We start from the raw sequence: 24062 nt of genomic DNA on the forward strand, positions 1-24062 counted from the left end.
GATGAAAAGATTAGCTACCGTAAACGCCAGTAGAGAGATAACGATCGCCGCGATCGCAGATAATCGCCACCACCACGCTGCCCGGCTGGGCGGCGGCCAGGCGAATCGCGCCCGCGACGGAGCCGCCGGAGCTGACGCCGCAAAAGATACCTTCGCGTTGCGCCAGCGCGCGCATGGTCTGTTCCGCGGTGAGCTGATCCATATCGATAATCTGATCGACCAGCGAGGCGTCATAAATGCCCGGCAAATAGTCGGCTGACCAGCGACGAATGCCGGGAATGCTGCTGCCCTCGCAGGGCTGCAGGCCAACAATCTTCACCGCTGAAGATTGCTCTTTAAGATAGCGCCCCACGCCGGTAATGGTGCCGGTGGTGCCCATGCTGGAGACAAAGTGCGTCAGGCGGCCCGCGCTCTGCTGCCAGATTTCCGGGCCGGTGGTGCGATAGTGCGCCAGCGGATTATCGGCGTTGTTGAACTGGTCGAGCACCTTGCCTTCGCCCTGCGCTTCCATCTCCAGCGCACGGTCGCGTGCGCCTTCCATGCCCAGCTCACGGCTGACCAGAATCAGTTCTGCGCCATAGGCGCGCATCGCCGCCTGCCGCTCCTGGCTCATGTTCTCAGGCATCAACAGCCGCAGGCGATAGCCTTTCATAGCGGCAATCATCGCCAGCGCGATGCCAGTATTGCCGCTGGTCGCCTCAATCAGCCGATCGCCCGGCTGGATCTCACCGCGCAGTTCAGCCTGATGGATCATTGAATAGGCTGCGCGATCTTTCACCGATCCCGCCGGATTATTGCCTTCCATCTTCAGCCAGATTTCACTGCCGGCCGGTGCCAGGCGTTGTAATTTGATCAGCGGCGTATTGCCAATAGTCTGTTCTAACGTTGTCACGCGCGATTTCCTGGGTAAGCGCAATCCGCTCTGAGACGCGCTAAAAAGGGCTGTTAACTGCATAAAAAAGGGCGGAAAGAATTCCGCCCCGGAGATAGCATAAAACTATCAGGCACTCTGGGCAAAGGCAACCGGACGCAGCGGCGTATTGCCCTGATACAGCCGCGCCTGTTGCAAGCCGACAAACAGGCGCTCGCCCCGCAGCGGCGCGGTCTGATCGCCGTCGAAGACCACGGTAAAGGTTTCTGCCTGCCAGCCCACCGGTGCCACCACCAGCTGCCAGAAGTGTCCACGCGGGCTCACTTCCAGCACGTTGACCGGCAGCGGCGTTTCAATGCTGCTCTGCCGCGCAACGTCCACTTCCCACGGACGCAGGAAGAGCTCAACCGCGCCCTGGTGAACAGGGGTGTAACCCAGCGGCCAGTGATGTGCATCGACGTGGAACTGCGAGCCGTTAACCTGGCTGTCAAAGCGGTTTACTTCGCCGAGGAATTCCAGCACAAAGCGCGTGGCAGGCTCGCGCCACACGTCATCCGGCGTGCCGACCTGCTCAATGTTGCCCTGGCTCATTACTACTACGCGATCGGCAACTTCCATCGCCTCTTCCTGATCGTGCGTAACAAAAACGCTGGTGAATTTCAGCTCTTCATGCAGCTGGCGTAACCAGCGACGCAGCTCTTTACGGACCTGCGCATCCAGTGCGCCAAACGGCTCATCCAGCAGCAAAATTTGCGGTTCCACCGCCAGCGCACGCGCCAGGGCCACACGCTGTTTCTGTCCACCCGACAACTGTGCCGGATAACGATTTGCCAGGTGACCCAGCTGCACCATCTCCAGCAGCTGCGTCACTTTCTGTTTGATCGCCGCCGTGGAAGGACGATCGCGGCGCGGCAGCACGGTCAGGCCAAAGGCGATGTTGTCAAACACCGTCATATGGCGAAACAGCGCATAGTGCTGAAAGACAAAGCCGACCTGGCGATCGCGGGCATGCGTCTGGCTGACATCTTTACCGTGGAAACGAATGTGTCCGCTGTTGTGATGCTCCAGACCGGCAATAATGCGCAACAGCGTGGTTTTCCCTGAACCAGACGGGCCCAGCAGCGCCACCATCTGTCCGGAAGGAATATCCAGCGAGATGTCATTCAATACCTGGGTGCGGCTAAAGGATTTGTTGATGTGACTGATCTCAATGCTCATGATTTTCCTCCCGTTGCAAACGCTGATGCTGGCGTTCTAACCGCCACTGCACCGCGCTTTTCAAAAACAGCGTAACGATCGCCATCAGGGTCAACAGCGCGGCAGCGGTAAAGGCGCCAACGGTGTTGTAATCCTGATGCAGTAATTCAACCTGCAGCGGTAACGTGTAGGTTTCGCCGCGAATCGATCCCGATACCACCGAGACCGCACCAAATTCGCCAATGGCGCGCGCGTTGGTCAGCACGATGCCGTACAGCAGCGCCCAGCGGATGTTGGGCAAGGTCACGCGACGGAACATCTGCCAGCCCGATGCGCCAAGCAGAATGGCCGCCTCATCTTCATGGCTGCCCTGGCTGAGCATCACCGGCACCAGTTCACGCACCACAAATGGACAGGTCACAAAAATGGTCACCAGCGCCATGCCCGGCCAGGAGAACATCACCTGCAGATGATGCGCATCAAGCCAGCCGCCCGCAGAGCCATTCACTCCCCAGAACAGCAGATACATCAGCCCTGCCACCACCGGCGACACAGCAAACGGAATATCAAACAGGGTGAGCAGCAGCTGCCGTCCCGGAAAGGTAAAACGCGTCACCAGCCAGGCGAGCAAGGTGCCAAACACCAGGTTCACCGGCACGGTAATCAGCGCCACCAGCACCGTCAGCCAGATCGCATGCAGCATGTCCGGATCGGCGAGATTTTGCAGAGAAGCGATCAGTCCTTTGCCCAGCGCCTCGTAAAAAATCGAGATTAGCGGCACCACCAGCAGCAGAAAGGTGATCAGGGCGCCGACACCGATCAGCAGCCATTTCGCCCAGTTTACCGGCTGGCGCTCGGCATCATTGCTGTGAGTCATGTCAGTCATCAGTGACCTCCCAGACGGCGGCCAAAGCGGCTTTGCAGGGTGTTAATGGCAAACAGCAGCAGCAGCGAAGCGGCAAGGATCACCGAGGCGATGGCGCTGGCCGCCGGATAATCAAACTCCTGCAACCGAACAAAAATCAGCAGCGAGGTCACTTCGGTTTTCCAGGCGATGTTACCGGCGATAAAAATCACCGCGCCAAACTCGCCAAGGCTGCGGGTAAACGACAGCGCGGTACCGGCCAGCAGCGCTGGCGCGACCTCGGGTAGCACCACACGACGGAAGCTCTGCCACGGCGTGGCGCCCAGCGTCTCTGCCGCCTCTTCATATTCCGGACCTAACTCTTCCAGTACCGGCTGCACCGTGCGCACCACGAAAGGAATGCTGGTGAACGCCATCGCCACCGCGATGCCGATCCAGGTATAAGACACCTTAATATCGAACTGCGCCAGCCACTGACCGTACCAGCCGTTTACCGAGAACAGCCCGGCCAGCGTCAGGCCCGCCACCGCCGTTGGCAGCGCGAACGGCAGATCCATCAGGCCGTCGAGAATGGCGCGGCCTGGAAAGCGATAGCGCGTCAGGATCCACGCCATCAGCATGCCGAAAACCGCATTAAACAGTGAGGCGACGCCCGCTGACAGCAGCGTGACTTTGTAGGCGGCGATCAGCTGAGGATTGGTGATCACATCCCAGTACTGCGCCAGCGTCATCTGCGACAGCTGCATAATCAGCGCGCTCATCGGCAGCAGCAGAATCAGGCAGGTAAACAGCAGGCTGCTGCCTAAGCTGAGCCCAAAGCCGGGCAATACACGTTTATGACTTGCCGCAAACATCAACCACGCCCCGCCGCTAACAATTTATCCAGCTCGCCGCCGCTGGCGAAATGGGTTTTCATCACCTTATCCCAGCTGCCGAACCGATCTTCCACGCGGAACAGCTCGGTGGCAGGAAACTTCGCTTTTTGCGCATCCATTACCGCCGCGTTATTCACGCGATAATAATATTGGGTAATAATTTGCTGAGCCGCTGGCGTCCAGAGGTAGTTCAGATAGGCTTTTGCGGCCGCTTCGGTGTTATTCTGCGCCACGTTTTTGTCCACCCAGGCCACCGGAAACTCCGCCAGAATGTTGGTTTTCGGCACAATCACTTCGTAATCATCTTTGCCATACTGGTTGCGGATGTTATTCACTTCCGACTCAAAGCTGATCAACACATCGCCCAGTCCGCGCTCAACAAAGGTGGTGGTTGCCCCGCGACCGCCGGTATCAAACACCTCAACGTTTTGCAAAAATTTGGTCATGAACTGACGCGTTTTCGCCGCATCCTGACCGTCCGCTTTGTCGGCGGCACCCCAGGCGGCGAGATAGGTGTAACGCGCATTGCCGGAGGTTTTAGGATTAGGGAAAATCAGCTTCACGTCATCGCGGGTCAAATCCTGCCACGACTGAATGTGTTTGGGATTGCCCTTGCGTACCAAAAACGCCATGGTCGAATAGAACGGGGAGCTGTTGTTGGGCAGCCGCTGCTGCCAGTCGGCAGGAATCAGCGCGCCTTTATCATGCAAAACCTGTACGTCGGTGACCTGGTTGTAGGTCACCACGTCGGCACGCAAACCCTGCAGAATAGCTAACGCCTGTTTGGACGAACCGGCGTGCGATTGTTTGATGGTCAGTTTGTCACCGGGATGGCTGGCATCCCACTGTTTTTCAAAAGGGGTATTCAGCGCCGCAAATAGCTCGCGCGAGACATCATAAGAACTGTTCAGCAGTTCGGTGGCCTGCGCTGCGCTCGCCAGCAAGAGCGAGACAGCGGCGCCGCTGACGACTTTTTTTATCATTGGAATGGTCATTTCGCACCCTGAGCAGAAAACCGGCGCAACTCCGCCGTGCAATCAGTGTATTTATAACCCTGTGAAAACCAGTAACGGTTTTATATATCGTTTGATGATTTCAAAGTCGAAAACGCTATAAGCTGCGGGGAAAGGATATGCGGAAAAAAGCTAATCGCCAGCAGGGATGCGGGCGGGCCCGGCTGATTATCAGAACAACCTCACCGGGCCAGAAGTGGCGCGCGATGAGGCCGTTTCGCTGGCAGGTTACTTCTGCCAGACGATTTTGCTCAGCGTCCAGCTTTTTAGCGTGTCGTCAGAAGGAATCAACCCTTCCGGACCGTGCCAGTTGCCGTGATAAACGTAGGCAATGTGCTGGCTTCCCGGCGCCTTACATTCGATATCGCTGCTGTCGATACCGGGCGCTTTCTGGCAGTGACCAAAGGCTTTATCGTAATGCTGACTGAAGGCGTCACCGATTTTACTGCCGTCGGCGCTGGTAATGTCCTTATCCATCACTTCCACCCGCGTGACGCGACTGTCGCCGTAGATCACAAGTTTGACCTGCTCGCCATCCAGCGCCTGCCAGAAACGGCTGACCGCGCCGCCATCGCCACGCATGCCGGAACGCAGACGGTAATCGCCGCCCAACGCCGCTTCCAGCGCGCTTTGCGTCATCGGAGTGGCACCATTAATAGCGCCTACGCCCTCCTCGCTGACGCTCAGCGAATCGCCAAACCAGTGCGTGGGTGACAGGCTTGACCAGGACCAGGAGAGTGGATTCCACCAGCTGCTGTCGCCAGCGGCAGAAGAAGAGGAAGATCCTGAGCTGGCGCAGCCGGCCAGCATAAGTGCGGCAACTATCGCTACCGGGCGAATCGCTTTCATATCAACTCCTGTGAATCGTGCGCATCGCAAAACTGTGCTGATTGGAGTACGCAACAGGCAAAAAGTTTACTCGACGTGGCGATCGGGCCGAAAGCAGTCGGCAAGACGGCGATGGCACAGCAGCCAGCCAGCGGCGAACAGATCGACTAACGCCAGCAGCGACGCGGCCAGCGCCTGATCGTCCTGCCAGGCAAGCCAGCCCTGCTGCACCACGCTGGCCAGCAGGCTAACGATCAATACCCAGCGCCAGCTCTGCCACAGCCGCGGTAGCCGCTGACGATAGCCGGTGAGCAGCAGGCCAAGCGCCGCCGGAATGCCTGATGCAATGCCAATCCAGAACGCCTGTCTGTCGGGGTAAAACAGGGCCAGAAGATCGCTGCCCTGCTGCCGGGACGCGCCCGCCATAATAAACAGCAGCCAGGTGCGCGCCTGCAACAGCAGGATCAGCCAAAAAGCCAGCGGCAAACGCAGCTGGCCTTTGTTGTCATACTCATCGGGCAAATAGTGAGAGGGCATCACGGCGGCAATTAATATTCGCGATCTTCAATCAGGCGCTTGCCCACGCAAATGGCATCCTGCACTTCATAATCGAGCTTTTCATAAAAGCCGAGCACCAGATCGTTCTCTTCCCGCACCATCAGATTAATTTTGGGACAGCCGCGCGCGATCAGCTTTTTCTCCAGACGGTTAAGCAGCGCATTGGCGAAGCCGCGTCCGCGGTAATCCGGATGCACCGCCAGATAATAGACCGAGCCGCGATGTCCATCGTAGCCGCCCATCAGTGAGCCGACAATTTCGCCGCCCACAACCGCCACCAGAAACAGCTCAGGATCGTGATTAAGCTTACGTTCAATATCCATTTCGGGATCGTTCCACGGGCGCAGCAGATCGCAGCGTTCCCACAGGGTAATCACCTCTTCAAAATCTTCCTGGCGAAAAACTCGGATTTCCATCATCTCAGCCCCGATAGCAGCACAATTTGCTGATTATCACGCTTTCTTTTACCGGCGCAACCCTGCACGTCACCATCGGGGCAAAAAAGCGCCGTTTAGCCATCAGGTACGGTGAAATAGTAAGTAAAATGCTGACACACTCGCGTGCTCGAAGTCGCCAGGCCGTTAGGCTATAACACGGGGCTGTTATCTCTTTGCGGAACGCCCATGAAAAAGATCACTGTTCTTAAGCCGTTAACCACGCGTCGCCAGCTGCTGCTTTCCGGCCTGGCGCTGGCGCTGCTGACGCAAAAAAAAACGCAGGCAAAGCAGCCCGCGTCCCCTGCCCTCGCGCGTCCCGCAGCCCGCACCAGTGCAAAGCGCATTGTCATGATCGATCCCGGTCACGGCGGCATCGATTCAGGTGCCGTGGGTGAAGAGGGCTCTGAAGAGAAGCATGTGGTGCTGGAGATTGCCAATAACATTCGTCGCCTGCTCAGCGAGCATGCGCATATTGAGGTGCGCCTGACGCGCGAAAGTGACCACTTTATTCCGCTGGGCCAGCGTGTTGAAATCGCCCATCAGCACGGCGCCAGCCTGTTTATGTCGATTCATGCCGATGGTTTTACCAGCCCGACCGCAAACGGCGCCTCGGTGTTTGCGCTGTCAAACCGCGGCGCCAGCAGCGCTATGGCGCGCTACCTGTCGAAAAAAGAGAACGCGGCTGATGACGTCGGCGGCGTGCAGGCAAAAGACAAGGATCACTATCTGCAGCAGATCCTGTTTGACCTGGTACAAACCGACACCATTAAAAACAGTCTCAACCTCGGCAAACACGTGCTGAATCAGATCCGTCCGGTGCATCATCTGCACAGCGAGCATACTGAGCAGGCGGCTTTTGCGGTATTGAAATCCCCTTCCATTCCCTCGGTGCTGGTGGAAACCTCCTTTATTACCAATCCTGAAGAGGAGAAGCTGCTGGGCAGTACCGCGTTCCGCCAGAAGATCGCCAGCGCTATTGCTACTGGCATCACCCACTATTTTGATGAATACGATCGCCATCCAGGTCGGGTATGATTGGCACACGCTTTTTAAGGTGAGAAACTTATGAACCATCCTGATATTGACCGTGTGAAGCACTTCCTGCTCGATCTGCAGGACCGAATTTGCCAGCAGCTGTCGCTGGCGGACGGCGGTACGCCCTTTGCCGAAGATGAATGGACGCGCCCCGGCGGCGGCGGCGGACGCACACGCGTGCTGCGTAATGGCGGGCTGTTTGAGCAGGCGGGCGTTAACTTTTCCCACGTTTATGGCGATCAGATGCCCGCGTCCGCCACGGCGCATCGCCCGGAGCTGGCAGGACGCAGCTTTCAGGCAATGGGCGTCTCGCTGGTGGTGCATCCGGAAAATCCGTACGTGCCGACCAGCCATGCTAACGTCCGCTTTTTTATCGCTGAAAAGCCGGATGCCGATCCGGTATGGTGGTTTGGCGGCGGTTTCGACCTCACGCCCTATTACGGCTTTACGGAAGATGCGGTGCACTGGCATCAAACCGCCGCACACATCTGCCAGCCGTTCGGCGATGATGTCTATCCACGCTATAAAAAATGGTGCGATGACTACTTCTATCTTAAACACCGCGATGAGCAGCGCGGCATCGGCGGGCTGTTCTTTGACGATCTGAATACGCCCGATTTCAACCGCTGCTTCGACTTTATGCAGGCGGTGGGTAACGGCTACCTTGATGCCTACCTGCCGATCGTGACGCGTCGCCGTGCGCATCCATGGGGTGAACGCGAACGCCAGTTCCAGCTCTATCGGCGCGGGCGCTATGTGGAATTTAATCTGGTCTGGGACCGCGGCACGCTGTTCGGCCTGCAAACCGGTGGCCGTACCGAATCGATCCTGATGTCGATGCCGCCGCTGGTGCGCTGGGAATATGACGCGCAGCCGGAACCGGGTTCGCCGGAAGCGGCGCTTTACAGCGATTTCTTACCGGTAAAAGCCTGGATCTAAACCCGTCGTGGCAGGGCAATAACGGTTGCCCTGCTGTTCACCTGCCGCGTTTTACGCGCACTTTCTTCTCTCTCTGCTAAGCTTGAAGGTGTGATTTTTCCCGGATGCCGGTTCCAGCACCAGCTGAATCGAGCCGACAGACAACGCTTTTGCAGGTGACTCATCAACCTGAACCATTGCAACAATCAGAGAAAACGCATTTTCATATGTAAACGCCTGATGCAATGTGGTTCACCTACTACGCGCGCCGTGACGCCTGCAAGCGCTATCCTGAACAAACAGAGCGACGTTTTCCCCGTCTGTTCTGCTGCGCTCATGCCAGTCAGCACGGCCAACGGAACGTTGCGTTATAACGAAAGTTATCATCCGATTGCTTATCAAGGAGTTTTGAGATGAACCAGCTAGAAGCATTAAAACAGTTCACTACCGTTGTGGCAGACAGTGGCGATATTGAATCCATTCGTAACTACAACCCTGAAGATGCCACCACGAATCCCTCTTTGATCCTGAAAGCCTCCGGCCTTGAATCTTATAAGCACCTGATGGATGACGCCGTCGCCTATGCGAAAAAACAGGGCGGCAGCAAAGAGACGCAGATCATCAACGCCAGCGATAAAGTGGCCGTTAACCTCGGTATGGAAATCCTGAAAAGCATACCGGGCCGCGTCTCGACAGAAGTAGACGCTCGCCTCTCTTTCGATCGCGGTATGTGCGTCACCAAAGCCGAAAAGCTGGTGCGCATGTATGAAGATCACGGCATTGACCGTTCGCGCATTCTGATCAAGCTGGCCTCAACCTGGGAAGGCATCCGCGCAGCGGAAGAGCTGGAGAAAAACGGCATCCACTGTAACCTGACGCTGCTGTTCTCCTTTGCCCAGGCGCGCGCCTGTGCTGAAGCGGGCGTGTTCCTGATTTCACCGTTTGTTGGCCGTATTTATGACTGGTACAACAGCCGTGAAAAGCTGGAACCGTACGTGGCTGACGAAGATCCAGGCGTGAAATCGGTGAAAGCGATTTACGACTACTACAAACAGCATCGCTATAACACCATCATCATGGGTGCCAGCTTCCGTAAGGTTGAGCAAATTCTGGCACTGGCGGGCTGCGATCGTCTGACCCTGTCGCCAAATCTGCTGGAAGAGCTGCAGTCAAGCGATGCGCCGGTTGAACGTAAGCTGACGCCGTCTACCGAAGCGTTCCATCAGCCTGCGCCGCTTTCTGAATCTGAGTTCCGCTGGGAGCACAACAAAGATGCCATGGCAGTAGAAAAACTGTCTGACGGTATCCGCCAGTTCGCGGCTGACCAGGAAAAACTGGAAGCCGTACTCGCCGCACAGCTGTAACCGTAACGCCTCTCAGGCGGGCCGTTGCCCGCCTCGCCATTTCCTCACCTCATAAAGGGAGAAGAACATGTCTTCACATAGAGAACTGGCCAATGCCATTCGTGCATTGAGCATGGACGCCGTACAAAAAGCGAAATCGGGTCATCCGGGCGCACCCATGGGCATGGCCGATATCGCCGAAGTGCTGTGGCGCGACTTTTTGAAACACAATCCGACCAATCCGGCCTGGGCCGATCGCGACCGCTTTATTCTTTCCAACGGCCACGGCTCCATGCTGCTGTATAGCCTGCTGCACCTCAGCGGTTACGACCTGCCGATTGAAGAGCTGAAAAACTTCCGTCAGCTGCATTCGAAAACGCCGGGCCACCCGGAAATCGGTTACACGCCGGGCGTTGAAACCACCACCGGCCCACTGGGCCAGGGCCTGGCGAACGCCGTGGGTCTGGCGATTGCTGAACGCACGCTGGGCGCGCAGTTCAACCGTCCTGACCATGAGATTGTCGACCACTTCACCTACACATTTATGGGTGATGGCTGCCTGATGGAAGGCATTTCCCATGAAGTCTGCTCGCTGGCTGGTACGCTGGGCCTCGGCAAACTGATCGGTTTCTACGATCACAACGGCATCTCGATCGACGGTGAGACCGAAGGCTGGTTTACCGACGACACCGCCAAACGTTTCGAAGCCTATAACTGGCACGTGGTACACGAAATTGACGGCCATGATGCTGAAGCGGTGGCTAACGCCATCAAAGAAGCGCAGAGCGTAACCGATAAGCCATCGCTGATTATCTGCCGCACCGTGATCGGTTTTGGTTCGCCAAATAAAGCGGGCAAAGAAGAGTCGCACGGTGCCGCGCTGGGCGAAGAAGAAGTGGCGCTGACCCGCAAACAGCTGGGCTGGAACTATCCGCCGTTTGAAATTCCACAGGACATTTATAGCCAGTGGGACGCAAAAAGCGCCGGCCAGCAGAAAGAGCAGGCGTGGAACGAGAAGTTTGCTGCCTATAAAGCGGCGTATCCGGAGCTGGCGGCAGAGTACAGCCGTCGTATGGATGGCGGCATGCCCGCTAACTGGGAAGCCGAAACGCAGAAATTTATCGCTGAGCTGCAGGCTAACCCGCAGAAAATTGCCAGCCGTAAAGCGTCACAAAATACGCTGGAAGCCTACGGTAAGATGCTGCCAGAATTCCTTGGTGGATCTGCTGACCTTGCGCCAAGCAACCTGACCATCTGGTCTGGCTCGAAGTCGATTAAAGAAGATCAGGCGGGTAACTATATCCACTACGGTGTGCGTGAATTCGGTATGACCGCCATCGCCAACGGTATCGCCCATCACGGCGGCTTTGTGCCCTATACCGCAACTTTCCTGATGTTTGTGGAATATGCGCGTAATGCGGTACGTATGGCGGCGCTGATGAAGGCGCGTCAGATCATGGTTTATACCCACGACTCTATCGGTCTGGGTGAAGATGGCCCGACGCACCAGCCGGTTGAGCAGCTCGCCAGCCTGCGCCTGACGCCGAACATGGCGGTCTGGCGTCCATGCGATCAGGTGGAAACTGCCGTGGCCTGGAAACTGGCGATTGAGCGTCACAATGGTCCAACCGCGCTGATCCTGTCACGCCAGAATCTTCTGCAGCCGGAACGCTCTGCAGCACAGCTGGATAACATCGCGCGCGGTGGTTATGTGCTACAGGATTGCGATGGCACGCCGGAAGTGATCCTGATCGCCACCGGTTCTGAAGTGGAAATCACCCTGGGTGCCGCTGAGAAACTGACCCGCAGCGGTCACAAAGTGCGCGTGGTTTCACTGCCTTCAACGGATATGTTTGATAAGCAGGATGTCGCCTACCGCGAATCGGTTCTGCCTTCAACCGTTACCGCGCGTGTGGCGGTGGAAGCAGGCATCGCCGATTACTGGTACAAATATGTCGGTTTGAACGGTTCAATCGTCGGTATGACCACCTTTGGTGAGTCAGCGCCTGCCGATAAGCTGTTCAACGAGTTTGGCTTTACCGTGGAAAATATCGTCAGCCACGCTGAAGCATTGCTGCAACCGCATTAATCCTCTGGCCCTCTCATCATGAGAGGGCCATTTTTTTCTGCGCCAATCGTAAAAAAACCTCATCTGGCTACTTCCCGTTGCACAGAATCTGATTACTATGTGTTTTTCCCTCCGCAATCAGATTTGGATGTTATTTCGTTGAAAACTTCCGCTCGTGTTTTACTGGCGCTGCTTTCTGTCGCGCTGCCGTTGAAAGGCATGGCGCAAATCGCGCCGGATCCGCTGCTCGCCTCGCAGATTGTCGACCGTTACGCCGAACATATTTTTTATGGCAGCGGCGCAACCGGTATGGCGCTGGTAGCGATTGATGGCAATCAGCAGGTATTTACCAGCCTCGGTGAAACGCGTCCGGGTAACAACATTCGGCCGCAAAAAGATTCGGTAATCCGCATCGCCTCACTGAGCAAGCTGATGACCAGCCAGATGATGGTGAAACTGGCAGAGCGCGGCACCCTGCGCCTTGACGACCCGCTCAGCAAATATGCCCCGCCAGGCGCCAGCGTGCCGAACTACAACGGCCAGCCAATTCGGCTGATCAATCTCTCCACCCATACCGCTGGCCTGCCGCGTGAGCAACCGGGCGGCAAGGCGGTGCGACCGGTGTTTGTCTGGCCAACCCGCGCCGATCGCTGGAACTGGCTGACGCGCGCGCCGCTGAAGGTGGCTCCAGGCAGCCGCGCCGCCTATTCGAATATCGGTTATGACCTGCTGGCCGATGCGCTGGCGCGGGCGGCCGGTACGCCTTATCCGGCGCTGTTTTCTCAGTTGTTAACCCGCCCGCTGGGCATGAAAGACACCACCTTCACGCCTTCGCCCGATCAGTGCGCCCGTTTGATGGTGGCTGAAAAAGGCGCCAGCCCGTGCGTTAATACGCTGGCGGCGATTGGCAGCGGCGGCGTTTACTCAACGCCAGAGGATATGGGCCGCTGGATGCAGCAGTTTTTGAACTCCGATATTCATCGTCGCACCAGCCAGAGCGATCGCCTGCAAACGGTAATTTATCGTCGCGATCAGCTGGTTAAAGTCGACGGCATGGATGTGCCCGGACGGGCAGACGGCATCGGTATGGGCTGGGTCTATATGGCGCCGCGTGACGGGCATCCCGGCATCATCGAGAAAACCGGTGGTGGCGGCGGCTTTATCACTTATATGGCGATGGTGCCGCAGCATAACGTGGGCGTTTTTGTGGTAGTCACGCGCTCGCCGCTGACGCGTTTTACCGCGATGAGCGACGGCGTTAACAATCTGTTGGCCGAGCTGGTCGGCAATCAGAACGGATCGCCAATGCGGATTGACGCCATCAACTAACCTTAAGGCTGGCTAACCCACAGGGTTGGCCAGTCATCGCTGCTGTGCCAGAGATCGCAGCTTGATTCTTCCGCATACTCCGCCAGCACAAACTCTTCCCCGTTGAAGCGCCAGCGGGACGCGATGCCGCAATCTCCCAGTCCACGTCCTTTCGCCCAGGTGTAAAGTTCGCCCTTCGCGGCGTCAAACTGCGCGTTCACCAGCTCCATCGGCTTTTCGCTTTTTCCCGGCGGGGCAAACGGCAGCGTTAGCATCAGGCCACGGGCGGTCCAGGGCTGTCTGCGCGTGACCTCAAAGGCCAAATCGATGACGTTATACGCGCCCATTTCACAGCTGACCAACAGCAACGCTTTGTCATCGGTCAGTGGCGACACGCTAACCTCACGGCGCATCGGATCCAGCGAACAGGATTCGGTGTTAATGCGCCAGGTCGCGTAGTCGATCAGATCGCGGGTTTCATCGGCGGTCAGCGCTGCGGGCGTCGGCGGCGGCGCTAACGTTGGCGCGGCGGGCTCCGGCGGCACTTGCAGGCGTTCGCCGCGTTTCACCCACGCGCTTTGGCTGTTTACCCTGCCCTGCACATCATCAATCAGCAGCAGGGCAGCTTTGAGTCCATGCAGGGAAAGCGTGGCCTGCGGCTGGAAGGTCAACTGCAAATTATCCGCGTCCAGCACCTGCGCCAGAAACTCATCGACAGAGATAGTATGCGAAGTGGCAATATGATGCGCTTCCACCGCCCAGTGTTTGAGATCGGGATTAAGGCGGCGCTGGTCGATCAGCAGGTTTTCTTTTAAGGAACCGCCCGGCAGCGCACCGCTGTAGCGACTGCCGTAATCGATGCGCAGCAGCGGGCGGTCATTTTCGCCAGCGTGGCGAGACAGCGTCATTACCAGGCCATTTTCGCCGGTCATGCTGCGCGCCACGCAAAAATTCAGGTTATTACAGGTGACCTGCCAGTCCGAAAAGGTTTTTTGCAATGGATCTGCATGCGCACTGGCGACAAAAAGAAAAGGCAGTAACAGCAGCGATTTTGTCGAATAAGACATGAAAAAGACAGATCCCGGTTAAGTGAATGATCATAGCGTAGCGCAATCGATTCAATCTGCCCTTATCCATAAGCCAGCCTGAAACTCACGGCAAAATGAACGGACATGCTGAACAGAGAGATGATTAATACCACAAAAAGCATCCTCTGCCGCTACGCTTTGCTCAATCAGATTGTTCGGACTGTGCACGAACTGGCGCTTCAGGGCTGAAGCCAACCCGCCAGTTGCGCATGCTGCAACAGCATGATGGTTTTGCCATCGCGAATATCGCCACTTTTTATCATCGCTAACGCCTGCGGAAAAGCGATCTCAAGCACCTCAATATCTTCATCTTCCACGCCGCCGCCCGCGTTGTTTCGCTGGCTGTCATCATATTCCGCAGCAAAAAAATGGACGATCTCCGTTACGCCGCCCGGCGACATATAGGCAGAAAACAGCGTTTCAACCTCGCCCACTGCGTAGCCGGTCTCCTCCACCGCCTCTTTACGGATGCAATCTTCCGGCGAATCGTTGTCCAGTAAACCGGCGCACGCCTCAATCAGCATGCCGTTGTGATTACCGTTCACCCAGGTAGCGATGCGGAACTGGCGGATGAGCACTACGCTGTTTTTCTTGCGGTTGTAGAGCAATATGGTGGCGCCGTTACCGCGGTCATAAACCTCGCGCTTATGGCGTAACGGCTCACCCTGCTGGCGAACCAGCTCGTAGGTGTAATTACGCAGGGTAAACCAGTTATCTGAAAGCAGTTTATCTTTAATGACGTTGATTTTAATGCTCATTTCTTTTCCTGCCTGACGCCTTTCTGGCCGATCATCTTAAAACGCTCTGCGGCTTAGCGCCATCCGAAAACCGGCAAAAAAAAGGCGGAATGCCATGAGCATTCCGCCTGTTAAGCCTTAACGCAATTAGCGCGGCGTGGTATCCGCCGATTGATTGGGTTCCGTGGCCGCAACGGCTTTTACCCGCTTACGTACGCCAAACCATCCCAACACCAGGATCACCGCAATCAGCGGCACTGACGCGATGGTGTAGGTGCCGTTCGGATAGTCAAAGGCCATCAGCACCAGTACGCTGGCCAGGAACAGCAGCGTCAGCCAGGAAGTGAACGGCGCGCCAGGTAGCTTGAAGCTGATGTCGTCCGCCTTGCCCTCTTTGATCGCCTTACGCAGGCGCAGCTGGCAGACCACGATAAAGCCCCAGGAAGAGATAATGCCCAGCGAAGCGATGTTGAGTACGATCTCAAACACCTGCGACGGCACGTAATAGTTAAGCACCACGCCAAACACATAGACCACGCAGGTCACGAGAATACCGGCATAGGGCACCTGATGGCTGTTCATCTTCGACATGAACTTCGGCGCGGAACCGCCCATCGACATTGAGCGCAGAATACGGCCGGTTGAGTAGAGGCCGGAGTTAAGGCTGGAGAGCGCCGCACTCAGCACCACGATGTTCATGATGCTACCAATGTAAGGCACGCCCAGTTTGGAGAAAAAGGTCACAAACGGGCTTTGGCCCGCCTGATAGGCGTTCCACGGCAGCAGCATCACCAACAGCACCACCGAGCCAACGTAAAACAAGCCGATACGCCAGATGACGCTGTTGATCGCTTTCGGCAGCATGGTCTGCGGATCTTTACACTCGCCTGCCGCCGTGCCCACCAGCTCAATCGAGGCAAAGGCAAACACCACGCCCTGTACCAGCACTAAAGCAGGCAACAGGCCGTGCGGGAACATGCCGCCATTATCGGTGATCAAATGGAAACCGGTAGCATTGCCGTCCAGCGCTTTGCCGCTGCCCAGAAACACCACGCCCACAATCAGGAAGATAGCGATAGCCAGCACTTTAATCAGTGCGAACCAGAACTCCATTTCGGCGAACCATTTCACGCCAATCATGTTCATGGTGCCGACAATCGCCAACGCGCCCAGCGCAAACACCCATTGCGGCACATCGCCGAAAGCACCCCAGTAATGCATATAGAGCGCCACGGCGGTGATATCGACAATGCCGGTCATCGCCCAGTTGACGAAATACATCCAGCCCGCGACATAAGAGGCTTTTTCACCTAAAAACTCACGGGCATAAGAGACGAAACTGCCGCTGGAAGGCCGGTGTAACACCAGTTCGCCCAGCGCGCGCAGAATAAAAAACGAGAAAATACCGCAAACCAGATAGATTAACGCCAGCGCCGGGCCAGCAGCCTGCAATCGGGCGCCTGCGCCAAGAAACAAGCCGGTACCGATGGCGCCACCGATAGCAATCATCTGCACATGACGATTGCCCATCGCTTTGTGATAACCGCTGTCGTGGGAGTTTAGCCAGCGGCGTTTTGCAGCGCGTTGTTCCGCTGCGTTTTTTGTAGATGCTTTCATACCTGTCCTGTTTATCCTGTCCAACCTGACTCACGCCAGATTAAGCAACCAAACGATTGCGCTGGTTGGGCTAAAGTGACGCGATTAACGCCACCACTCGCTAGTTATAATGTTGTGGTATAGGCAAAATTACGGCGATGAATCCTAACCGTTCTCTTGAACTGAAGCAAAATATCCAGGGCGGGAATAACTATACAAATTGTAATTTTGTGGTGCAGATGTGAGAAAACCGATCAACGAGGTTGACCGGTTGTAATATCAGGGGTTCAGGAAAGAAAGCGGGCTGTCTTAGCGATAGATTTCTGCGGTACCGCTCCAGCGGCTGGAGTCGCCAGGGCTGTCCAGGCCGATGATACGATAGTGATCGGCACCCTGTGCTTTCGCTTTATTCGCCAGCTGGCGCGCGGCATCATCCAGCGAGCCACCTACTGATGAAACGGATACGGTGCCCATCGCCTGCAGGCCCTGCGCCTCATCAGCATCCACCGCTGACGCAGCGAGTGCAGAGAATGAACTGGTAGCCAGTAAAGCGACCGCAGCAATAGCAGCAAGTTGTTTTTTCATCGTATATTCCTTCATTATTCGTGGGCGGCGATTCAGAGCCGCAATCAATTATTTCGATGCTAATTATCTTCCATGCAATGAAAAGCAATCTCACAGGCCGGTAAAATCTCGCAAGGTTTGTGTCGCTTATGCGGATAAAGTTAGAGAAATGTCAATTAAGTAGGGCAAGCGGTATGAAAAGGTTATAAATGAACGTGGTCTGTTTTCACCTGATCGCGGTTACCGCCTTTATCAGGATGTAACCTGCGTTCTTTTTATACGCAGCGACAATATTGCCGGCTCTTTTTTACATTTTCTCCTTAATTCCTCCACGGTTCTGGCCGTTTTGGCGCGTAGAGTAACGGAGTTACGGAAAAGGTAAAGATTGCTAACCCGCTGACAGGAAAGTAAAAATCCTTCGTGATGGTCAACGGGCATTTCAACTGAGATAAGGAGTGTGGTGTCGATGGCGAACTTTTTCATCGATCGTCCAATTTTCGCCTGGGTACTGGCGATATTGATGTGTCTGATCGGTGCGCTGGCGATCGTCTCCCTGCCCGTTGAACAGTACCCCGATCTTGCACCGCCTAACGTGCGTATTACCGCTAACTATCCTGGCGCTTCAGCGCAAACCCTTGAAAACACCGTTACCCAGGTTATCGAACAGAACATGACCGGCATCGATAACCTGATGTATATGTCTTCGCAAAGCAGCAATACCGGTCAGGCGACCATTACCCTCACCTTTACCGCCGGCACCAATCCCGACGAAGCGCGCCAGCAGGTACAAAATCAGCTGCAGTCGGCCCTGCGTAAGCTGCCGCAGGCGGTGCAGTCGCAGGGCGTAACGGTGAATAAAACCGGCGACAGCAACATCCTGATGGTGGCGTTTGTTTCTACCGATGGCAGCATGGACAAGCAGGATATTGCCGATTATGTGGCCAGCAACCTGCAGGATCCGCTCAGCCGCGTCACCGGCGTTGGTCAGGTTGACGCCTACGGCACGCAGTACGCCATGCGCATCTGGCTCGATCCCACCAAACTGATCGACTATGCGCTGACCACCTCTGACGTGGTTAGCGCCATCGTGTCACAAAACAGCCAGGTGGCCGTAGGCCAGGTGGGCGGCCTGCCGTCAGTGGATAAGCAGGCGCTGAATGCCACGGTGAATGCGCAATCGATGCTGCAAACGCCGGAACAATTCAAAGCGATCACGCTGAAAACACAGCAGAACGGTGCCGTCGTCACGCTGGGCGATGTTGCCACGGTTGCGCTCGGCGCGGAAAAATATGACTACATCAGTCGCTATAACGGCCAGCCCGCTTCCGGCCTCGGTATCAAACTCGCTTCGGGTGCCAATGAGATGGAGACCGATCGGCTGGTTCGTGCGCGTATTGATGAACTGGCGCACTATTTTCCGCACGGTCTGGAGGCGAAAGTCGCCTACGAAACCACGCCTTTTGTGAAAGCATCGATTGAAGATGTGGTTAAGACGCTGCTGGAAGCGATCGTGCTGGTGTTCCTGGTGATGTATCTGTTTATGCAGAACATCCGCGCCACGTTGATTCCTACGCTGGCGGTTCCGGTAGTGCTGCTCGGCACCTTCGCCGTGCTCTATGCCTGCGGCTTCAGCATCAATACGCTGACCATGTTTGCCATGGTGCTGGCGATCGGTCTGCTGGTGGACGATGCCATCGTGGTGGTGGAAAACGTTGAACGCATCATGCGCGAAGAGGGCCTGTCACCGCGTGCGGCAACGCGTAAGTCGATGGGCCAGATTCAGGGCGCGCTGGTCGGCATCGCGCTGGTGTTATCCGCCGTGTTCGTGCCGATGGCGTTTTTTGGCGGCACGGTGGGCGCCATTTATCGGCAGTTCTCCATTACCATCGTTTCCGCCATGGTGCTGTCGGTGCTGGTGGCGATGATCCTGACGCCGGCACTCTGCGCCACGCTGCTGAAGCCGATTACCGCCGATCACCATCAGCCACGTCGCGGGTTTTTCGGCTGGTTTAATCGGCAGTTCAATCACAATGCCGATCGCTATGCACGTGGCGTGCAACATATTCTGCACCGCCGTGGCCGCTGGCTGTTCATTTACATGGCAATCATTGGCGTAATGGCCTTTCTGTTTTTGCGCCTGCCGACCTCATTTCTGCCGCTGGAAGATCGCGGCGTCTTTATGACGCAGGTACAGCTGCCGCCAGGCGCAACGCAGCAGCAGACCTCACAGGTAGTGGCAAAAATTGAAAACTATTATCTGACGCAGGAAAAAGAGAACGTGCTGTCGGTATTTTCTACCATCGGCTCAGGACCGGGTGGCAACGGCCAGAACGTGGCGCGCCTGTTTATTCGCCTGAAAGGTTGGGATCAGCGTGACGCGGCCGATCGCACCTCGTTTGCTATCATTGCGCGCGCAACCAAAGCCTTTCAAAAAATCAACGAGGCGCGCGTCATCGCCAGCAGCCCACCGGCGATAACCGGCATGGGCAGCTCCTCCGGCTTCGACATGGAGTTGCAGGATCACGGCGGGCTGGGCCATACCCAGTTAATGGCGATGCGCGACCGTTTACTGGAAATGGCGGATAAAGACCCGGCGCTTTCCCGCGTGCGCCACAACGGGCTGGACGACAGTCCGCAGCTGCAGATCGACGTCGATCAACGCAAAGCGCAGGCGTTGGGCGTGGATCTGGATGAGATCAACGACACGCTGACCACCGGCTGGGGCTCCACCTACGTCAATGACTTTATCGATCGCGGCCGGGTTAAAAAGGTCTACGTGCAGGCCGCCGCGCCGTATCGCATGCTGCCTGATGACATTAACAAATGGTTTGTACGCAATAAGAGCGGCGGCATGGTGCCCTTCTCTGCGTTTGCCACCAGCCGCTGGGAAACCGGCTCACCCCGGCTCGAGCGCTATAACGGCTATTCGTCGCTGGAGATCGTCGGCGAAGCGGCCGATGGCGTCAGCAGCGGAACGGCGATGGATGCGATGGAAAAATTGGTGTCACAACTGCCGCTCAGCGTCGGGCTGGAATGGACCGGTGCCTCGTATCAGGAGCGGCTGTCAGGCTCTCAGGCACCAGCGCTCTATGCGATATCGCTGCTGGTGATTTTCCTCTGTCTTGCCGCGCTCTATGAAAGCTGGTCAATTCCTTTTTCGGTCATGCTGGTGGTGCCGCTCGGCGTGGTCGGCGCGCTGCTGGCCACCTGGTTGCGTGGACTGGAAAACGACGTCTATTTTCAGGTTGGCCTGCTGACCGTGATTGGCCTGTCGGCGAAGAACGCCATTCTGATTGTGGAGTTCGCCAATGAGGTCAATACGCGGGGCAAAGATGTGGTGTCCGCTACGCTGGAAGCGGCACGCCAGCGACTGCGGCCAATTCTGATGACCTCGCTGGCCTTTGTGTTTGGCGTGCTGCCAATGGCGATCAGCAGCGGCGCGGGTTCCGGCAGCCAACACGCGGTGGGCACCGGCGTCATCGGCGGCATGATTTCTGCCACCGTGCTGGCGGTTTTCTTTGTGCCGCTGTTCTTTGTGCTGGTGCGTAAGCGCTTCCCGTTAAAAGAGAAACCGCGCGATTAAATAAAAAAGGCAGTCACCTCAGTGACTGCCTTTTAATGTGTGTAATCAGAATTAATAGCAGGCTAATACACGCCTTCTGAATACGATATTACTTGCGTAACATCGACTCAATAAATTCTTTCCAGGTTGCTACTTCAACTTCAATCATATGATCCTCTCTTATAATGCTAATGACTTTACCCTGACACTGGCGAAAAGTGGTTATGTTTAAACTTATTACTGGTATCGGCTAATTTAGGAATTATCTTAAAACTATTTTCTCTTTTACGCTACGATTTTTTTTCGCTGCCTGATGAGTTTTTTGATACCACGCTACATGGATACTGACAAACTCCGGTTTAACAGCGCTATGGTTGCGTTCTTATGCAAAGGCTTTGTCACCTCATGCTGACAATCGAGTTATGCAAAATCAGTGCCAGATGAAAAGTGATAAACTGCGGAAATATAACAACACCTATTATTTCCCCCCGTATCATTAACGGCTAACTGGGTTATTTCGCCAGCACGTTGATTACCGGCTTTAATTATTTCCTGTGAAAGGCATTCTCCTTATTACCGGCGGCAATACCATTGAGACATGTCTTGTTTTTGAATTAATTCACTCTTATCTGGCCGCTACGCTTGTTTTTTGTGATGGCGGTCTAAAACGTGGCGTTATGAATAGTTATGCGGCATGATCCTGTGACGTGTTTTTGATTATCCCCAGGAATATACCGATGACTGACATCCGCCAGCAGCCGTTCACCCTCTACGGCATCAAAAATTGCGACACCGTCAAGAAAGCGCGGCGTTATCTGGACCAGCAACAGATTGACTATCGTTTCTATGACTATCGCGTTGAAGGCCTGCCCGCCGCACTCCTTCAGCAGTTCATCGATCGCCTGGGTTACGAAGCGTTGCTGAATACGCGCGGCACCACATGGCGCAAGCTGCCGCAGGAGACGCGCGACGCCATTACCGATGCTGCCAGTGCGAAAGCGCTGATGCTGGAACAGCCTGCTATGATTAAACGCCCGTTGCTCCATGCCGCAGACGGTTCTATGCTGCTGGGCTTTGATGAGTCGCGTTACCCTACCTTTCTCCAGGAGACGTTATAATGTTCTGCCCGGTTATCGAATTAGCTCAACAGCTTATCCGTCGGCCTTCGCTTAGCCCGGACGATGCCGGCTGCCAGGCGCTGCTGATCGCCCGTCTGCAGGCGATCGGGTTCACCGTCGAACCCATGCCGATGGGCGACACGCTCAATTTCTGGGCATGGCGTGGCGAAGGGGAAACGCTGGCGTTTGCCGGCCACACCGATATTGTGCCCGCCGGTGATGCTAACCGCTGGATCAACCCGCCGTTTGAACCCACCATTCGTGATGGCATGTTATTTGGCCGCGGTGCCGCCGATATGAAGGGATCGCTGGCCGCAATGGTGGTGGCCGCAGAACGCTTTGTCGCCGCTCATCCGCAGCACCGCGGTCGCCTGGCTTTTCTCATCACTTCTGATGAAGAGGCCAGCGCAGCCAACGGCACAGTTAAGGTGGTGGAACGGTTAATGGCCCGCAACGAGCGGCTCGATTATTGTCTGGTCGGTGAACCCTCCAGCACGGAAATCGTTGGCGACGTGGTTAAAAATGGTCGCCGTGGATCGATCACCGCCAACCTGACGGTGCACGGTGTGCAGGGCCATGTTGCCTATCCGCATCTGGCGGACAATCCGGTGCATCGCGCGCTGCCCGCGCTGAACGAGTTGGTGGCCACAGAATGGGATCGCGGCAATGAATTTTTCCCGCCCACCAGCATGCAGATTGCCAACGTGCAGGCCGGAACCGGCAGCAATAACGTTATCCCTGGCGAGTTCGAGGTGCAGTTCAACTTTCGTTTCAGTACGGAATCTACCGATGAGTCGATTAAAACGCGCGTACAGGCGCTGCTCGATCGCCATCAGCTACGCTATACCATTGAGTGGAAACTCTCCGGCCAGCCTTTTTTAACCGCCCGCGGCAAGCTGGTGGATGCGGTGGTCAAGGCGGTTGCGCACTATAATGAAATTAAACCCCAGCTGTTAACCACCGGCGGGACTTCCGATGGTCGGTTTATTGCCCGAATGGGCGCGCAGGTGGTTGAACTGGGTCCGGTAAACGCCACGATTCACAAGATCAATGAGTGTGTGAAAGCGTCCGATTTGCAGCTGCTTAGCCGCATGTATCAGCGCATCATGGAACAACTGGTCGCCTGAGTATTCTGAAGGAGAGAGCAAATGGAATGGCTGAAAGAGTATTGGTGGATTTTCGTTATTGTGCTGATGGTCGGCGTGTTGATGAACGTTTATAAAGATCTGAAGCGTATCGATCATAAAAAATATATGGATAACCGCCCGGAACTGCCGCCCCATCGTGATTTTAACGATAAGTGGGACGACGAAGATGACTGGCCTAAAAAGAAATAATGCTTTTACGTCCCTCGCCCGAGGGACGTCGCTTTACATCAATACGATCATATCGTCATCGCCTGGAGACGCCCCACTCAACGCCTCATCAAAATAGCGCCGCGGCACGGTATAACGCAGATGATGCAACGCCAGTCCCATACTGCGCTGATCGATGGCGTGAGCCAGATCCTCCACAACGTCCAGCGTTACGTCGCCGCCTAACGCGGTCAGCCGTTCACTGGCCTGTTCCATGGCGCTGACCGGCACGCGATCGTCATACTCGCCGTGAATAAGATGAATGGTCGCCCGATTTGATGCCCGCTGCGGGGTGTGTACATAGCTGCCGCTGAAGATCACGGCGCGACCCGCCAGGCCCGGTTCGGCGTTAAGCGCTTCCAGCACCATGGTGCCGCCCTGCGAAAAGCCCACCAGCGCCGTGGCCGCCGGAGCAATGCCGCTACTCTGCTGCCAGCTGCGTACCGATGCCAGAAACTCAGGCAGGATGGCGGCCACTCGCGTGCGGGCTTCCTCAGCCGACGTCGTCGCCTCAAACCACTGGCTGCCGTTTCCGCTGCCGCTGGCGGCTGGCCCGCCGATGCAGACCACGCAAGCGGTCGGAAATGCGTCGGCAAACCAGCGCCCCAGCTGGCTCAGCGCATGCGGATTATCGCCGACGCCGTGATAAAGCAGAAAGAGCTGTTCAGCGGGCTGAGTCGGCTGTTGTACAACAACATAGTCAGGTTTCATCATTTTCTCCTGAAG

22 protein-coding genes are annotated in these 24062 nt (G+C 56.2%); 9 read left to right on the forward strand and 13 right to left on the reverse strand.

Annotated elements, in window-relative coordinates:
• Positions 1 to 10: 10 nt before the first annotated feature.
• The 8 genes from cysM to EM595_RS12915 form a co-directional block, all read right to left on the reverse strand.
• Positions 11 to 892 (reverse strand): cysteine synthase CysM, encoded by an 882-nt coding sequence (cysM, locus tag EM595_RS12880; RefSeq protein WP_067432722.1) that lies wholly within the window; start codon positions 890 to 892, stop codon positions 11 to 13.
• Positions 893 to 1000: 108 nt separating this feature from the next.
• A complete protein-coding gene (cysA, locus tag EM595_RS12885) occupies positions 1001 to 2089 on the reverse strand; it encodes a sulfate/thiosulfate ABC transporter ATP-binding protein CysA (protein WP_067432724.1) in 1089 nt (362 codons plus the stop codon).
• Positions 2079 to 2954 (reverse strand): sulfate/thiosulfate ABC transporter permease CysW, encoded by an 876-nt coding sequence (cysW, locus tag EM595_RS12890; protein WP_067432727.1) that lies wholly within the window; start codon positions 2952 to 2954, stop codon positions 2079 to 2081. The genes cysA and cysW overlap by 11 nt, the downstream gene beginning before the upstream one ends.
• On the reverse strand, positions 2954 to 3787 hold the full coding sequence (gene cysT / locus EM595_RS12895; protein WP_067432730.1) for a sulfate/thiosulfate ABC transporter permease CysT: 834 nt from the start codon (positions 3785 to 3787) through the stop codon (positions 2954 to 2956). Before cysT ends, cysW begins: the two co-directional genes overlap by 1 nt.
• On the reverse strand, positions 3787 to 4803 hold the full coding sequence (locus EM595_RS12900) for a sulfate ABC transporter substrate-binding protein (RefSeq protein ID WP_067432733.1): 1017 nt from the start codon (positions 4801 to 4803) through the stop codon (positions 3787 to 3789). The genes cysT and EM595_RS12900 overlap by 1 nt, the downstream gene beginning before the upstream one ends.
• Before the next feature lie 246 nt (positions 4804 to 5049).
• Positions 5050 to 5670 carry an RpoE-regulated lipoprotein gene (locus EM595_RS12905; protein WP_067432736.1) on the reverse strand — a complete coding sequence of 207 codons (621 nt, stop codon included), beginning with the start codon at positions 5668 to 5670 and terminating at the stop codon, positions 5050 to 5052.
• Positions 5671 to 5736: 66 nt separating this feature from the next.
• Complete coding sequence (locus tag EM595_RS12910; protein WP_067432738.1) at positions 5737 to 6186, reverse strand: DUF2919 domain-containing protein; 450 nt, start codon at positions 6184 to 6186, stop codon at positions 5737 to 5739.
• 11 nt (positions 6187 to 6197) lie between these two features.
• A complete protein-coding gene (locus tag EM595_RS12915) occupies positions 6198 to 6623 on the reverse strand; it encodes a GNAT family acetyltransferase (protein ID WP_067435455.1) in 426 nt (141 codons plus the stop codon).
• Positions 6624 to 6830: 207 nt separating this feature from the next.
• Here EM595_RS12915 and amiA point away from each other — a divergent pair, with 207 nt between their 5' ends.
• The 5 genes from amiA (at position 6831) to ampH (ending at position 13337) form a co-directional block, all read left to right on the forward strand.
• On the forward strand, positions 6831 to 7679 hold the full coding sequence (gene amiA / locus EM595_RS12920; protein WP_067432741.1) for an N-acetylmuramoyl-L-alanine amidase AmiA: 849 nt from the start codon (positions 6831 to 6833) through the stop codon (positions 7677 to 7679).
• A gap of 30 nt (positions 7680 to 7709) precedes the next feature.
• Entirely contained in the window at positions 7710 to 8618 is a 909-nt protein-coding gene (hemF, locus tag EM595_RS12925; RefSeq protein WP_067432744.1) for an oxygen-dependent coproporphyrinogen oxidase, read from the forward strand.
• A 392-nt stretch (positions 8619 to 9010) separates the two neighbouring features.
• Positions 9011 to 9961 carry a transaldolase gene (tal, locus tag EM595_RS12930; protein ID WP_067432747.1) on the forward strand — a complete coding sequence of 317 codons (951 nt, stop codon included), beginning with the start codon at positions 9011 to 9013 and terminating at the stop codon, positions 9959 to 9961.
• Between the two features lie 67 nt (positions 9962 to 10028).
• Positions 10029 to 12029 (forward strand): transketolase, encoded by a 2001-nt coding sequence (tkt, locus tag EM595_RS12935; RefSeq protein WP_067432750.1) that lies wholly within the window; start codon positions 10029 to 10031, stop codon positions 12027 to 12029.
• 138 nt (positions 12030 to 12167) lie between these two features.
• Positions 12168 to 13337 carry a D-alanyl-D-alanine-carboxypeptidase/endopeptidase AmpH gene (ampH, locus tag EM595_RS12940; protein ID WP_071852561.1) on the forward strand — a complete coding sequence of 390 codons (1170 nt, stop codon included), beginning with the start codon at positions 12168 to 12170 and terminating at the stop codon, positions 13335 to 13337.
• Between the two features lie 2 nt (positions 13338 to 13339).
• Here the strand turns inward: ampH and EM595_RS12945 are convergent, their stop codons facing one another.
• From EM595_RS12945 to EM595_RS12960, 4 genes are all read right to left on the reverse strand, one after another.
• Entirely contained in the window at positions 13340 to 14383 is a 1044-nt protein-coding gene (locus EM595_RS12945) for a DUF1176 domain-containing protein (RefSeq protein WP_067432753.1), read from the reverse strand.
• A gap of 200 nt (positions 14384 to 14583) precedes the next feature.
• Complete coding sequence (gene nudK, locus EM595_RS12950; RefSeq protein WP_067432756.1) at positions 14584 to 15162, reverse strand: GDP-mannose pyrophosphatase NudK; 579 nt, start codon at positions 15160 to 15162, stop codon at positions 14584 to 14586.
• A 126-nt stretch (positions 15163 to 15288) separates the two neighbouring features.
• Entirely contained in the window at positions 15289 to 16758 is a 1470-nt protein-coding gene (gene ansP / locus EM595_RS12955; protein ID WP_067432759.1) for an L-asparagine permease, read from the reverse strand.
• Between the two features lie 288 nt (positions 16759 to 17046).
• Positions 17047 to 17322 carry a YdgH/BhsA/McbA family protein gene (locus EM595_RS12960; protein WP_067432762.1) on the reverse strand — a complete coding sequence of 92 codons (276 nt, stop codon included), beginning with the start codon at positions 17320 to 17322 and terminating at the stop codon, positions 17047 to 17049.
• A 445-nt stretch (positions 17323 to 17767) separates the two neighbouring features.
• On the opposite strand from EM595_RS12960, the gene acrD reads away from it, so the two are divergent.
• From acrD to EM595_RS12980, 4 genes are all read left to right on the forward strand, one after another.
• A complete protein-coding gene (acrD, locus tag EM595_RS12965; protein WP_067432765.1) occupies positions 17768 to 20884 on the forward strand; it encodes a multidrug efflux RND transporter permease AcrD in 3117 nt (1038 codons plus the stop codon).
• Between the two features lie 716 nt (positions 20885 to 21600).
• A complete protein-coding gene (locus EM595_RS12970) occupies positions 21601 to 21981 on the forward strand; it encodes an ArsC family reductase (protein ID WP_067432768.1) in 381 nt (126 codons plus the stop codon).
• The gene (gene dapE / locus EM595_RS12975; protein WP_067432771.1) at positions 21981 to 23108 is read left to right on the forward strand and encodes a succinyl-diaminopimelate desuccinylase; all 1128 of its coding nucleotides are present in this window, start codon (positions 21981 to 21983) and stop codon (positions 23106 to 23108) included. The genes EM595_RS12970 and dapE overlap by 1 nt, the downstream gene beginning before the upstream one ends.
• Before the next feature lie 21 nt (positions 23109 to 23129).
• On the forward strand, positions 23130 to 23318 hold the full coding sequence (locus EM595_RS12980; protein WP_067432774.1) for a YpfN family protein: 189 nt from the start codon (positions 23130 to 23132) through the stop codon (positions 23316 to 23318).
• A gap of 33 nt (positions 23319 to 23351) precedes the next feature.
• Here EM595_RS12980 and ypfH read toward each other — a convergent pair whose 3' ends face one another.
• Positions 23352 to 24047: an esterase gene (gene ypfH, locus EM595_RS12985; RefSeq protein WP_067432777.1), complete on the reverse strand. Its 696-nt coding sequence runs from the start codon at positions 24045 to 24047 to the stop codon at positions 23352 to 23354.
• Positions 24048 to 24062 lie beyond the last annotated feature (15 nt).

Origin of the sequence: Duffyella gerundensis (genome assembly GCF_001517405.1) — a bacterium.
Classification (GTDB): Bacteria; Pseudomonadota; Gammaproteobacteria; order Enterobacterales; family Enterobacteriaceae; genus Duffyella; species Duffyella gerundensis.